A 14,054-nucleotide genomic window follows, 5' to 3' on the forward strand; every position below is an offset into this window, starting at 1 on the left:
TGATGGTCGAGGCCTTCGCCCAGATCGACAAGGAGGAGATCGACCCCATCCTCAGCATCACGGCCAAGGCCGCCTGATCATGATCTCAGGCCATCTCACGATTTACACCACGTTGACGGACGTGACCTCGATGCGGCCCGAAAAGCCGTCTGAAGAGCCGTCCAAGTAGCCGTCCATCGCGACGTCCAATCCCGTGAGCACCCAAGGATCAGTCGCATGCCTCGGTCAGCAACGGCAGGAGGGGACCGGGGAGGCGCTTACTGACAAGCAGCGTCAACGTCGCCGCCTCGTCGTGCGCGAGCCGTTACTCTGCCACGCCCACGCGGGCGTCAGCTTGGCTCACCGGTACTGAACTCCGGCGCGTAGTGGGCGGTCCAGTACCGCGGGCCGAGCCCCCGGTCGGGTCCGATCATGGAAAATCCACCGTCGACTGGCAGATCGCAGCCATTCACCCAGCTGGCGTCATCTGAAATGGCAAAGGCCACAACATTGGCAACCTCTGGCATCCGGCCGACCCGTCCCAGCGGGACGACTTCAGCACCGGCTTTATCAGCCAGATCGCGATTGTTGTCGGTCATCGCCTCCATTGGCGGTGACCAGGTCCATCCCGGAGACACCGTCACGACACGGATGCCCCTATTGCCAAGCGCAACGGCGGCCAACCGCGTGTAATGCATCAGGCCCGCCTTGCCGACGGAATACGGCCCCCGAAAGCCGTTGCCGAACTTGCCTGCCACGCTTCCGATGTTGACGACAACCGAGTTGGGGCGCGTCATCAACGGCACTGCCTTGTCGACAAGAACCGCCGCCCCGACAACATTGACGTTCAGCGCGGCGAGCCAGTCCTCGCGGCGGGTCGAGATGCCGTTATCAAGGTAGGAGCAGGCGTTGTTGACCACGGCGTCAAGATGCCCGTGAACCTCACGAATTTCATCGAGGCAGCCATCGATCTCGGCGTCTGAAGTTATGTCCATACGTCGGTAGACGGCTCGTGCGCCTAGTTCCGTCGCAATGGCCTCGCCGAGGTCGTCCTCGATTCCGGTGACGACTACATATGCCCCGCGGGCGTGAAGGCCGCGTGCGATATACTCGCCGATGCTGCGGGTCGCGCCCGTTACGAGGACTACCTTTTCGTCAAGATCTCTCATTGTTCTACCCTGTCTGGATGCCTGTCGACCGACTGCCAACCCAACTTCAGAGGCACCGACGATGCTGGTTTCTTGTGAGGACAAAGTTGCTCATCAGTAAACAAACAACGCCTTCCCGGAGGTCCCGCACCCCTAGCGGAGCAACGATCGCCGTGCGTGAGTTGTATCGCGAGCTCGCCCCGGACCAGCCGCCGGAGTGCCACCGCTTTGTGTGAGAGTGCCGAGGCCCGCTGAAGGGCTACGTGATGTCCCCGAGGGGCCAGTTGAGCGGACAGGCCGCTGAGAGTCACTATCAGTACGCTTTGCCCCGCGCAGAGATCGGCCACAGCTTCTCCACTCGCGAATTTCGGACACCGACATACCAGTCATGAAGATTGCAGGTCGGATCGCAGTGGCCGGGAACTAATCTCAGTTTATCGTTGACCTTTAAGACATTGTCCGGATCATCGATGGTCCCGTGTTCATCGCTGCACTCGACATACTTGACGTCATTCCGCCCGTAGATAACCGGGAGACCGCTATCCACTGACTGTGCCTTCAGGCCTGCATCGCAAATGGCCCGGGATGGCTGCACGTGGCTCATAACACTTGTCAAGAGGAACAACGCGTTTTCCCACGCGGACTCATCAATACGATTCCCGTCCTTGTCTCGAACACGGCCGTAGTCGGCATCCATAAAAGCGTAGGAACCGCACTGAAGTTCATTATAAATCCCAGAAGTGGATTCAAAGTAGTATGATCCGGTACCGCCTCCAGAAACCAATGACGGCTTAAGTCCGATCTGTTCCAAAGCGTCGACTGCCGTCCTAACCTTCGCAGCCGCTATCTCAAACTTGGCTTTGCGGGTCTCGTACACCTCGATGTGCTGCAACATTCCCTCATAGGCTTGCAAACCAGAGAATCTTAGGCCCGCGGCACCATCAATCGCCTTTGCAATATCTAAGAGGTCCTGCGTGGAGGTAACGCCACACCTTCCTGCGCCGCAGTCCAGCTCAACGAAGCATTCAATTGTTGTCCCGTGCGCCTGCGCGGCAGCAGATAGGGCCGCGACATTCGCAATATCATCCACACAGACGGTCACCTGCGCACCCCACTGTGGCAGGCGCGCCAAGCGATTGATCTTTTCCCGATCTCTCACCTGATTACTGATGAGGATATCGCCGACCCCGGCGCGAGCAAAAACCTCAGCTTCGCTGACCTTCTGGCAGGCAACCCCGACCGCCCCACCCAGCTCCTGCTGAAGCCTTAGAACATCCACCGACTTATGCATCTTGCCGTGTGCGCGGTGTCGCATCCCATGAGCTTTCGCGTAGGCGCCCATCTTCGCAATATTGCGCTCTAAGGCGTCGAGATCGAGAATCAAGCTAGGTGTCTGAACTTCCGACTCGTGCATGCCAGGCAATGCAGGCACATCGAAACCAACCTCAAGACCATCGAAGGCACTTGCTGAATCCATGGGTACATCACTCCCGAAACACCTCAGCGCGCAACACTCAGGGCATCGCTAAAAACACCGGCATGGCCCGTCCATGCACGCTGCTGGATCATGCTCCCGAAGGGAGCTCACTCGCCAGATGAAACAAGCAGTCGCCCCGTTTAGTCCTCCCGGGGATCCTCTTGCACATGACGATTCCTTCTCTTTGGAAGTAGCTGATAGTGGGCTCGAGCCATGGAGTCTCCGGAGAGTGAATCCGACCTGCAGCTTGCCCGGAAATCACCTCGTCGCCCGGCTCCACCAGTGGCTCGAAAATGCCATCCTCTGTAGCATACACGTAGTAGTCAGGTCCTTTCAACTCCAGGAGCCGCGTGGGCCGATCGACAGGAATGAAGTCTTCCTGCGGCAGGATTCCTGCATGAACCAACAGGTTGTTAATCCCCCTGCAACCGATTCGAAGCCCGCCAGCATGAACCGAGCCTGCGCCGCCAAGTTCCGTATTGATCGCTAACTTACCACATCTCTCGGCAGCTCCCCATAACGAGCTCTCACCGCCGGTGCCGTTGCCCCCTGCCGAGACGTATCCATAGGGAGCGCCGAATGCCTTGAGCATACCGAGGAGGGGGCCAAGCTTCGCTGGATCGGACGGTCGAACTGTAAGAGTCGAGGGGACGTACATCAAAGAGCTGCCGCCTGAATGCAGGTCGCAGATGTAGTCGGACATGGGCACCAGGACGGTCTCGTAGAAGTAGGCGATCTGCTCGGTAACACTGCCGGAGGGGTCACCTGGAAAGGCCCGATTGAGATTGCCACCGTCAATCGGAGAAGTGCGCAAACCGGCTTTGCCAGCCGGAAAGTTCGCCATCGGCGTGATTATAACTCTGCCCGAGATGCGGTCCGGACTTAATCCCCTCGCAAGGTTGCAAAGTGCTACTTGTCCCTCATATTCATCACCGTGATTTCCAGATACAAGCAGTGCCGTCGGGCCCTCGCCGTTCCGGACAACAACAATGGGGATCGGAATGAAGCCAAATGCCGACTCGTGCACTGAATTAAAAAGGCGGATGAACCCGGTGTGCTTCCCGTCGGTTTCGAAGGGAACCTCGGAGAAGAGGCGACTCGGCGACGTTGATGACATCAATTTCTCCCTGGACATGAGGTAGAGATGACCGGTCCCGCGATACAATGACGCCGGGCACCTTTCTGAATCGGCCGAGCCACGGATTCCGAGCCCGCAGCAACTAGGTGATGCGCTGAACCAACTCGTCCATCCCTTTGACAGTTCCCGTGAGCGGCCCTCCATCCCACATACCGTCGATCACTCCGTCTGACACTAACCCCGCGCGCTGCACTTTTTCCGTGCCCGTTCTCTCAAACTCGGTAACCGTTCGGATGTAGCGCGGCATCGCATACGAGGGGAGCTCGGCTACCAGATAGCGCAGAAGATCGTCAACGCGTTCTTTTCCGCCGAGCCAGATCACAGCAATAGCCACATCGTCGTCACCCAGGTCCGATTTGATCGCGTAAGCCACGCACTCCTCGACCAGCTTCGACGAGTGTACGACATCCTCAAGCTCGAGAGTTGAAATGTTTTCGCCACGACGGCGGATGGCTTCCTTTTTTCGATCCACGAAGTAATACCATCCGGCTTGATCCTGCTTGAGTAGATCGCCTGAATGAAACCACCAGTTACGCCATGACTTAAGCGTCTCCTCGGGCATGTTAAGGTAACCGCCAGGCGCTACCCACATCGTCTTTGGGCGGATAATCAGTTCACCGACCGAGCCCAAAGCGACCGGAGCATCCAAATCGTCGACCAGCATCACCTCGAAATCATCAATCGGCCGACCGCAGGATCCTGCCGGAGCTCGACCCTGAGTATCCGTCCATAGTACGATGCCCATATCAGAAAGCCCGTACGCCGATACGGTCTGAAAACCAAAGCGCGCGCTCAACTCCCTGATTTGGGCTGCTGTGCCGGGTACGGCTAGTACTAGCCTGAGACGATGCTCGCGTTCTATCGGCTCCGGCTCTCGAGCCAGAAGTACCGCAATCATTGAACCGAGGAAGCTCAACGTCGTCGCATTGTAGTCAACGACCTCTCGCCAGAATCTCGAGGCGCTGAATCGCCGACTGATAACGACTTCGCAGCCCGCGTAAATGGTGGCGCAAGTGGCGGAGATCAGTGCATTGCTATGAAAGAGCGGCAAGCATGTGTAAACAACGTCGTCGTCGGTAAACCCCTGCTGCTCCGCATTGATCCTTGCAGTGGCGCCGACGTGTGGTGCGGTGCCCAGAATACCCTTTGAGGGGCCGGTGGTGCCTGACGTAAACGAGATGATAACCGGCTGCATCGGATCGGGTGACGCCGGCGGCACTTCGATAGGAGCGGCATCGAGAAACGGATGAAACTCTGATGTCTCGACGGAGCAAGCCTCATCCATGCGGCCCCATTGTGGCAGAGCAATCGTCCTAGCATCCGTCACCAACGCTTGAGCGAGCGCCTCATCCATAGAAGATCGACGATCTTCTTCGACGAACACAATTTTGGGCCGGCTGCGGCCGAGCATGCCCGAGAGAATCCGCCCCTTCAGCTCCGGGTTGAGCGGCACTCCCGCAGCACCGAGATACTTGGCGGCAAACCAAAGAAACACAAACTCTTCACGATTTCGCAGGCTGATTCCGACCGTGTCGCCCTCGCCTATTCCGAAAGTTTTCAGCGCCGAAGCGAATCGCAAGATCTGATACCAAGCTTCACTGAAGGTGAAACTTCTGCCATCCACCATCGAAAGCCACCGCCGGTGTGGCTGGCGTACGGCACGCTCGCTCAATATATCCAGCACAGGAGTATCCACAGTTCACCTCACATGGGATTCGGACGCCCGGCGACTGCCTAGCTGATTGGCTCAGCACAGGGCCACAACATTCCATTTACAGGTAACCAGACAAGTCTTGCTCGTCGTGCGGACCCCATGGCTCGCCCGGACCGAGTCACAAACGCAATCCCCTCGTCCAATCGAAGGCCGACAATTTCATAAGGGCCTCCAGCAAGCATTTTTTTGGGTACTCCGCGAACGACGCTGACAGCTGAAATGACCGTGCCAAGGCCCCCCACCGGCTGCCAAGAAAATGCTGATGAAGCGCAACTCGGACAGTTTACGCGAGGGAACCAGCACCAGGCTCCGCATCCCCGACACTTGGGAAATAAAACCTTGGCCGCATCACCCACGCCTTCACCCCGCATCTGTGAGATCTGAGAAGGAAGTACCATTGCGCTCAGTGTCCGCCGACCAACAAAACTCCGCTGGAACGTGGCCCGAACTGGGATGCAAGGCCGACCGTCATTACGAGAGCATTGTTCGCGTCTTCAACCTGGTTCTCCCCAGCGCGCCCACTAACCTGCCTGACTGCTTCAATTACAGGAACGAAGCCACCGACCACTCCAGCTTGGCCGCATGCCAGCATACCCCCGCCCGTGTTGACCGGCAGATCGCCGTCGCGCGAAATATCCAACTCTCGGAGGAAAACGCTACCTTGACCGGTCTCACAGAAGCCAGCGGCCTCATACTGCATCAACGTCAAGAAGGGCGTATCATCATAGCACTGGAACATGTCGATATCGGAATGATCGATGCCACATTCTCGCAGTAGACGCGCGACTCGGGCCGGCCAGTCTGAACGAAAGATTTCGCGCGGATGATCAATACATGAGAAGTCGTGCCCGTGTTGTTCGCCGCCGCCGCGAATGTAGGCCACCCTTTCAGATGTCGCCCGCGCATTGGACGCGTTCGTCAGAAGAACCGCAGCCGCCCCAAAGCCGGAGTGTAGGCAGTCGAAGAGCTTCAGCCCGCCTGCAATCTGGCGTGACGCGTCATATTCGGCACGTGTCAGCTCAGACCGAAACATCGCCAGTGGATTTCGGCTACCATACCTCCTCTGTTCACTCGCTATCTTGAACAATATCTCGGCGTCGAGGTTAAACTCTCGCGAATAGGCGTCTTGAAGAAGCGCCAGCAATGTGGTCGAGCTGGCCGCCCCTACGGGCGCCAAGAAGTCCCGCAGGCTCTTGTTGTTCTCTGCCAAGAGGGTCTGCAAATTCTCGGTTGATAACGCATCAACACCACAGCAAAGGACATACTCCGACTCGCCCGATTCTATGGCGCGTGCCGCTCTGAGAACTGCAGACAAGCCGCTTACTCCACCTAGATCTGGGCTGTCGATCCATTTCGGTGTGAGTCCGAGAGAAACTGCAGTGTCGCCTGCACGATCAGGTAAAGCAGTGTAAGATGACAGGGCAAACCCATCAATCTTCGACTTCTCGACGCCGGTTCTTCTCAAAACTGCCGACACCACGTCGGATAGCATAAGCTCGCTGGTCCTGACCTCGGTCTTCGTGACGCCAGACTCGGCAAAATCCACCACGGCAACGTTTTCGAATGTTAGCTCAGAAGTCGTTGTCATCTGCTTCCCTCTGCCGACCACCTGAGCTGCCGATCGCGGAATCGAGTGTATACAAAATCGCTGACGACCGCCCCCAAGCATACAAGTATCAAGGCCATGTACAGTCCGTGAATATCAAAAAGGTTGTACGAGTTAATCAGAGCCCCACCGAGCCCGTTCCCAGCAGTCGTCAGGACCTCGCCAAAGAAAACTCCGATAATTGCGCCCAGGAGTGCGAACCTTCCGGCAGCCAGGATAGCTGGAAGCGCATTGGGGAGATAGACCACCAGTAGTTCTGCCCCGCGTGACACCCCAAGGGAACGAGCTGACCAGACGAGTTCCTTTTCCGTCCTCAGCACTCTTTCTGCCGTCGCAACGATGACAGGAAATACCGCCTCTATAAAACCCAACCCGATTATCGAAGGGTTCCCTCTCCCGAGTATAAGAAATAGAGCCGGGATAAAAGCTACTTTTGGTACGGGGAACAAGAGCTTAACAATCGGATAGACAGCCGACCGCACGACCGGTGACCGCCCGATCAGTAAACCGATGAGGGTTCCAACAACCATTGCGGCCGAGAACGCGACGGCAACTCGTAGTACCGTGACGCCGATCAGAGGAAGATGGGCGCCGAATCGACCCTCCAAGAAGAACGCGCGGTATATTGCGCTGGGCGGCGGCAATATGAGTGGCGAGACCCCAATCACAGAACTAAGAAGCTGCCAACAAGCGAGAATCACCAACGCAGGAAAAACTATCTGCCGCACGATCCCGCTTATCAGCGTATCCCGAGACGGTTTGAGCTTACTCATCGAGTGTTGACCATTCCTTGAGGTGCGCGTCCCATGGAAAAAGAAGCCTGCCGAATAGGTAGAACAGGGAATCAAGACCTACCCCGATAAAAGTTGCCACCAATGCAGCTCCCCACACCGTTTGGTAGTCCCCGATGGCGTATGCATTGAACAGGAAGGCGCCTATCCCTCCATTCCGAATCAACAGCTCCGTGCCAATAGTCGCAAACAACGAAGTTGGAAGAGCGATCCTCAACGCCGTTAGCAAGCGAGGCGCTACCGCAGGGATTGTGACTGACCAGGCGAGACGAGAACCGTGACAGCCGAGTGACCGTGCTGCCCATATCTGCTTTTCATCGACTTCGATGAAGGCATGATACATCAGCATGCTCGCTGGGACCATCGCGGCAAGCATAACAATGCCGGACATCGTCAACAGACCCACACCAAGCCAGCCCGCAAAAATCAGGATGAGGATCGCGTTTGGCATCGGGTAGATGAACCCCAGGACGGGCTGTACTACTCCCGCCAAGAACCGAGATCTTGCCATCAGGAGGCCCAAAAGGAGGGAGAATATTGTTGCCGCGCCGAAGCCTATACCCCACCGCTGTCCCGAGATTAGCAAAGCTTGTGTAAGCTGCCCGCTCCTCAACTGTTCGTAGACCCGGCCGAGTACCCCGCTAAGGCTGGGCAGCTGACTGTCGTACCCGAAGCGCGGAAACCACTCTAGGAACGCGAGTACAATTATGCATGAAGCTAGGCTAATCGCCAGCGGCGGAATTACAGGGAGCAATCTCTGTTCAGTCCGCATCATCGGCATCTTGGTGTAGGGCTGCTGAAAGGCGATCGTAAAGTCGGACATATTCCGGATCAGCCAGCACGTCCGATCTGGCCCTTGGGCGAGACCAAGGTATACGGACCTCGTCGATTATCCGGCCGGGTTCGGAGGCCATCACCAGGACCCGATCCGACATGAAGATCGCCTCATCAATTGAGTGCGTCACGAGGAGTACAGATATCGAGAGATCGCTGATAAGCTTGGACACCTCCAACTGCAGGTTGGCTCGTGTTTGCGCGTCGAGCGCGCCGAGCGGCTCGTCCATCAGCAATAGGCGCGGGCCCGTTACTAGGCTTCGCGCGATTGCGACGCGCTGCTGCATCCCGCCGGAGAGCTGACGCGGGAAGTAGTCACCGCGGTTGTCGAGCCGAACCATTGAAAGCATCTCTTGGGCCCTGGACCTGGCCTCGGACTTGGGCACTCCCTGCGTTCTCAGCCCAAACTCGACGTTTTGCCTCACCGTTTTCCAAGGGAATAGCGCAAAACTCTGAAAAACGATCCCCCGGTCGGCGCCGGGTCCGTTGATCGGAGCATTGCTGGCTTCTATGATCCCGTGGCTAGGCCTGATGAAGCCGCCGATCATATATAGTAACGTTGATTTCCCGCACCCAGACGGCCCAATCAGACCGACCACTTCACGCTGTCCGACGTTGAAGCTAACGTCACGTATGGCAGCGATCGATCGACGCAGCCGACGATCGTGGAAGATTTTTGTAACCGAAGAGACGGACAAGATAGCGGACTTAGTGGTGTGCACGAGCTAAAGCCTCCGGAACGTCCTCTCGCAAGCAATAGCCCGCACAACTCACGCACTATGCACCGCGACCCATGCTCTAGGCGGCGAATGGTCCCGCACGACCCGTTCGCCGCCCCCGAAATCTGAGCTATTCTAGACTTGAAAACTCCGGGTCCACGAGGCTAGCCGCGTCGATTTGCTGCTTGTGAAGACCGACGTCGTGGAAAAATTCAAACGCTTTGTTGAGTGCCTCAACATTCAACTTCTGAGCCGGCGGCCGCTTGTAGTCCTCCTCAGTGTACATGTACGCATCAAGAACATTGATATCCAGCCCCGTACTCTTTGCCGTTGCGGCGTTCGCCCTTTCTCTATTAGCCGGATCAAGCAACCAATCCTGAATGCTGGCGAGGTCGCGTGCAAAGCTCTTTGCGGCCTCGGGGTGCTGCTCTGTATAAGATCTGTTCATCATCGGCATAATGACTGGAAAATCGTCTACAACGTCCGCAATGCTGACCAGCGGCTTGAAGTTCCCTGTCATCATTGCAGCGGCATAAAAGGGCTGTGCAAGCTCCCCTACCGCCGCTTGGCCTGCCAACAAGGAATCCGCCATCAACGGGTAAGGAATCTGAACGGTGTTGTAGTCCTGACCCTCTTTAAGCCCTGCATCCTCAAGCGCGAGACGGAACACATAGTATGCGGTCCCGCCTGTGTTGCTCGCGGCACGCGTTTTTCCTGCAACGTCAGCCAGTGTTTCGATTCCGCTGTCAAGCGGTGTGACCAAAGTTGTGGAGAAGCCAGAACTCGATTCTACAATCCAGGCGCCAAGGATAATTGGGTCGAAGCCTCTCTCGATCGCGGCTCCTATCGTCAGAGGATTGGCAGAAGCCGCGTCGATAATGCCAGCATGCATAGCCTGGATGGTAGGGGCCACGCTTTCATACTGACTCCAGACAATTTCGTAGTCCTTCCCCGCTCCCTGAAGGAGCTCCGGGTACTCCATCGCTGCGTAAAAGACATCATTGGCCGGAACCTGCCAGGCCACGCGAATGACAGGAATATCATCGGCGGCCGCCGGGCTTGAGCCCAAGGTAAGCAGCGACAGCGCTCCCGCGACAGACGCTAACACATGCATCCGTGTCATAAGTCTTGTTCTCCCCGCTGATTTTGCTGGCACAGGTTCGGATCTCCACCTGATGCTGCGCCAGGAGCCCCCACCCCGTGGCTCCTACCCTTTGGGCTAACAGAAAATATTTCAAGCCTCAATGGTTTTCGTGCGCAGTCTGTACTCCCCTATCATGGAGGAAAACGACCGTAGATGAGGGAGATCTTCGGCTGTCCACGGCTGTCGGCATGGTGTCCGAAGCCGTCGATGGGGCATTGTCATGTGTGGACGGCTCCTGTGACGCAAGGGTGTTTACAGGGCTGGGATGATCGATGCGGGTTCGGTCATGTGTCCGGCCTGTCGGCGCGGCACGCTGGCCGCTGGCCCTGATGATGTCCGCATGCCGGGCTCCCGATCAGAGGAGCGGACTCGAAGTCCGGACAACGCCCCGGGGTGTGCCTGGCTGCGGCTACCGTTCGATCCTCATCCTGCTTCCGGTCCCTGCATCACACCGGCCGGGTTACCCCGACCGGATCGGGTCAGACCCTGAAATGAGCCTGATAGGTGCCGCCGCGCGCCATGAGAGCCCAGACGATCCGAGCGGTCTTGTTGGCGACGGCGACCGTGACCAGCCGTGCCGGCTTGCGGGCGAGGAGTGCGCGGAGCCAGGGTCCTGACGCGGTGTCATTGCGCGCCGCGCGCCGCACGACCGAGGTCGCCCCGACGACCAGCAGGTGCCTGAGATAGCCGTTGCCCTTGCGCGAGATCGATCCCAGCCGTGGCTTGCCGCCGGTGGAGTTCTGGCGCGGCACCAGTCCCAAGAAGGCGGCAAGATCCCGGCCGGAGCGAAATGCCGCCGGGTTCTCGATGCTGGCGGCGAGGGCGGTTGCGGTGAGGACGCCCACCCCCGGAATGGTTTCCAGCCGCTGGCTGGTTTCATCGGCCCGGTGCCAGGCGATCAGCTTGCGCTCGAGTGCCCGGATCCCCTGGCCAAGGCTTTCCAACTGGGCGGCGAATACCTGGAGGGTCGAGCGCAGCAGTTCGGGCAGCCCGGCCATGGCCTCGTCCTCCTTCAGCCGTTGCAGGGCATTCAGGGTATTGCGCGGTCCCAGTGCGACGACGATCCCGAACTCGGCCAGTTGTGCCCGCGCGGCATTGAGCAGCATGGTTGTGGAGAGGCGCGCAATAAGGACCCCGTTTCCGGGGTGATCGGCTTCCAAAAGGGACCCCCTCGGCGATGGGGTTCACAGTGCACTCGAGGTTTTCGGGAGCCGAGTTTGGGATGCTGGTTGTGGAGACGATTGCCAAGATCCGCCGGGCACATTTTGTTCAGGGCAAGCCGATCAAGCAGATCTGCCGCGAGCTGAAGCTGTCGCGGAAGGTTGTCCGGAAGGTTCTGCGGTCGGAGGAGACCGCCTTCGAGTACAGGCGCAGCGTCCAGCCGCAGCCGAAGCTCGGCGCGTGACGGGACGAGCTCGACCGGCTGCTGGCGGCGAATGCCGCGCGGAGCAGCCGGGAGCGGGTGACGCTGCTGCGGGTCTTCGAGGACCTCCGCGGTCTGGGCTACGAGGGCGGGTATGACGCCGTCCGGCGCTACGCCGCGGCCTGGCGACGGGCGGGAAGCACGGGGACGTCGGCGGCCTTCGTTCCGCTGAGCTTCGATCCGGGCGAGGCTATCAGTTCGACTGGAGCCACGAGGTCGTGCTGATCGACGGCGTCACCGTGACGGTGAAGGTGGCGCATATGCGGCTCTGCCACAGCCGGATGCCGTTCGTTCGAGCGTATCCCCGCGAGACCCAGGAGATGGTGTTCGACGCCCACGACCGGGCCTTCGCCTTCTACAAGGGTGCCTGCACGCGGGGCATCTACGATAACATGAAGACGGCGGTGGACGCGATCTTCGTGGGCAAGGAGCGCGCCTACAACCGGCGGTTCCAGCAGATGTGCAGCCATTATCTCGTCGATCCGGTGGCCTGCACACCGGCCTCGGGCTGGGAGAAGGGACAGGTCGAGAACCAGGTCGGCACGATCCGCGAGCGGCTGTTCTCGCCGCGGGTGCGGGTGAAGAGCATGGAAGAACTCAACGACTGGCTCGTCGACCAGTGCGTCGCCCAGGCGAAGCTCCAGGCCCATCCGGAGATCGGTGGCAAGACCGTCTGGGAGGTCTTCGAGGAAGAAAGGGCGAGCCTCGTGCCGTATCGCGGCCGCTTCGACGGGTTCCACGCCGTCCAGGCCTCGGTCTCGAAGACCTGCCTGGTGCGTTTCGACAACAACAAGTACTCCGTCCAGGCGAGCGCCGTCGGCCGCCCGGTGGAGGTGCGCGCCTATGCCGACCGCATCGAGCTGCGCCAGGACGGGCGTGTCGTCGGCGAGCATGCCCGCGCCTTCGGCCGGGGCGGAGTAGTCTACAACCCGTGGCACTACGTGCCGGTACTGGCTCGCAAGCCCGGCGCCCTGCGCAACGGCGCGCCGTTCAAGCACTGGGTGCCGCCGGCCGGCATCGAGCGGGTGCGCCGCAAGCTTCGTGCCGCGCCGGACGGCGACCGCCAGATGGTGGAGATCCTCGGCGCCGTGCTGACCGACGGCTTGCCCTCGGTCGAGGCCGCCTGCGCCGAGGCGCTGAGCGAGGGCGTCCATTCCGCTGACGTCATCCTCAACATCCTGGCCCGGCGCCGCGATCCGGGACCGCCGGTCACGATCATGACGCCCGAGGCGCTGCGGCTGGCCTGCGCGCCGGTCGCCGACTGCACCCGCTACGACAGCCTCAGGAGGGCGATCTGATGGAGCGTTCCCAAGTCCTCGAAGCCATGGGCGAGCTCAAGCTCTTCGGCATGCGCGGCGCCTACGACGAGATCGTCACCACCGCCGTGAAGCGGCAGCACGAGCCGCAGCGGGTAATCGGCGACCTCCTCGAGGCCGAGATCAACGAGAAGAAGGCGCGCTCGATCAAGTACCCGATGACGATCGCCAAGCTGCCGCTGGCCAAGGACATCGACGACTTCAACTTCGACGCGGCCGTGGTGAACGAGACCCTGCTGCGCGACCTCGCCGGCGGCGGCTTCCTCGAGCAGCAGCGCAACGTCGTGCTGATCGGCGGCACCGGCACCGGCAAGAGCCACGCCGCCATTGCCATCGCGCGCGCCTGCATCCGCCGCGGCGCCCGCGGCCGCTTCTTCAACGTCGTCGACCTCGTCAACAAGCTCGAGGCCGAGACCCGCGCCGGCCGCCAGGGCCGCATCGCCGATCATCTCACCCGCCTCGACTTCGTCGTCCTCGCCGAGCTCGGCTACCTGCCCTTCGCCCAGTCCGGCGGCCAGCTGCTCTTTCACCTGATCAGCCGCCTCTACGAGCGCACCTCGGTCATCGTCACGACGAACCTCGCCTTCGGGGAGTGGCCCAGCGTCTTCGGCGACGCCAAGATGACCACCGCGCTCCTCGACAGGCTCACCCACCACTGCGACATCGTCGAGACCGGCAACGAGAGCTGGCGCTTCAAGAACCGCGCCTGATCCCACAGCGCCCCCCCCCCCCCCCGGAGCAGAACCCGGCCCGTCTCCGCCACCC

The 14,054-nt window shown here is 59.6% G+C and carries 11 protein-coding genes and 1 pseudogene; 2 read left to right on the forward strand and 10 right to left on the reverse strand.

All coding sequences use genetic code 11. The annotated features are described in order from the left end of the window. Nucleotides 1-329: 329 nt before the first annotated feature. From GI374_RS13485 to GI374_RS13535, 10 genes are all read right to left on the reverse strand, one after another. Nucleotides 330-1,148: an SDR family oxidoreductase gene (locus GI374_RS13485; protein WP_154337599.1), complete on the reverse strand. Its 819-nt coding sequence runs from the start codon at nt 1,146-1,148 to the stop codon at nt 330-332. A 292-nt stretch (nt 1,149-1,440) separates the two neighbouring features. Beyond that, nucleotides 1,441-2,604, reverse strand: coding sequence for a 3-hydroxy-D-aspartate aldolase BhcC (gene bhcC, locus GI374_RS13490; RefSeq protein ID WP_154337600.1), 1,164 nt, complete (start codon nt 2,602-2,604; stop codon nt 1,441-1,443). An 88-nt stretch (nt 2,605-2,692) separates the two neighbouring features. Then, the gene (locus GI374_RS13495) at nt 2,693-3,739 is read right to left on the reverse strand and encodes a succinylglutamate desuccinylase/aspartoacylase family protein (protein ID WP_229583250.1); all 1,047 of its coding nucleotides are present in this window, start codon (nt 3,737-3,739) and stop codon (nt 2,693-2,695) included. 85 nt (nt 3,740-3,824) lie between these two features. Continuing rightward, entirely contained in the window at nt 3,825-5,426 is a 1,602-nt protein-coding gene (locus GI374_RS13500; protein WP_154337601.1) for an AMP-binding protein, read from the reverse strand. Between the two features lie 433 nt (nt 5,427-5,859). Then, nucleotides 5,860-7,044 carry a thiolase family protein gene (locus GI374_RS13510; RefSeq protein ID WP_195759926.1) on the reverse strand — a complete coding sequence of 395 codons (1,185 nt, stop codon included), beginning with the start codon at nt 7,042-7,044 and terminating at the stop codon, nt 5,860-5,862. Continuing rightward, nucleotides 7,041-7,835, reverse strand: a complete 795-nt coding sequence (locus GI374_RS13515; RefSeq protein ID WP_154337604.1) for an ABC transporter permease — start codon at nt 7,833-7,835, stop codon at nt 7,041-7,043. Before GI374_RS13515 ends, GI374_RS13510 begins: the two co-directional genes overlap by 4 nt. Further along, nucleotides 7,828-8,676, reverse strand: coding sequence for an ABC transporter permease subunit (locus GI374_RS13520; protein ID WP_154337605.1), 849 nt, complete (start codon nt 8,674-8,676; stop codon nt 7,828-7,830). The genes GI374_RS13515 and GI374_RS13520 overlap by 8 nt, the downstream gene beginning before the upstream one ends. Next, nucleotides 8,615-9,409: an ABC transporter ATP-binding protein gene (locus tag GI374_RS13525; protein ID WP_370515353.1), complete on the reverse strand. Its 795-nt coding sequence runs from the start codon at nt 9,407-9,409 to the stop codon at nt 8,615-8,617. Before GI374_RS13525 ends, GI374_RS13520 begins: the two co-directional genes overlap by 62 nt. Before the next feature lie 127 nt (nt 9,410-9,536). After that, on the reverse strand, nt 9,537-10,529 hold the full coding sequence (locus GI374_RS13530) for an ABC transporter substrate-binding protein (RefSeq protein ID WP_154337606.1): 993 nt from the start codon (nt 10,527-10,529) through the stop codon (nt 9,537-9,539). Nucleotides 10,530-11,029: 500 nt separating this feature from the next. Next, nucleotides 11,030-11,656, reverse strand: coding sequence for an IS110 family transposase (locus tag GI374_RS13535; RefSeq protein ID WP_154337607.1), 627 nt, complete (start codon nt 11,654-11,656; stop codon nt 11,030-11,032). A gap of 116 nt (nt 11,657-11,772) precedes the next feature. Here GI374_RS13535 and istA point away from each other — a divergent pair. Further along, nucleotides 11,773-13,265: pseudogene (gene istA, locus GI374_RS13540) on the forward strand (IS21 family transposase); the annotation flags it as partial. 5 nt (nt 13,266-13,270) lie between these two features. Next, nucleotides 13,271-13,999 carry an IS21-like element helper ATPase IstB gene (gene istB / locus GI374_RS13545; RefSeq protein ID WP_195759928.1) on the forward strand — a complete coding sequence of 243 codons (729 nt, stop codon included), beginning with the start codon at nt 13,271-13,273 and terminating at the stop codon, nt 13,997-13,999. Nucleotides 14,000-14,054: the final 55 nt, after the last annotated feature.

The sequence above is a fragment of the Paracoccus sp. S-4012 genome, from assembly GCF_009674885.1.
Taxonomy (GTDB): domain Bacteria; phylum Pseudomonadota; class Alphaproteobacteria; order Rhodobacterales; family Rhodobacteraceae; genus Paracoccus.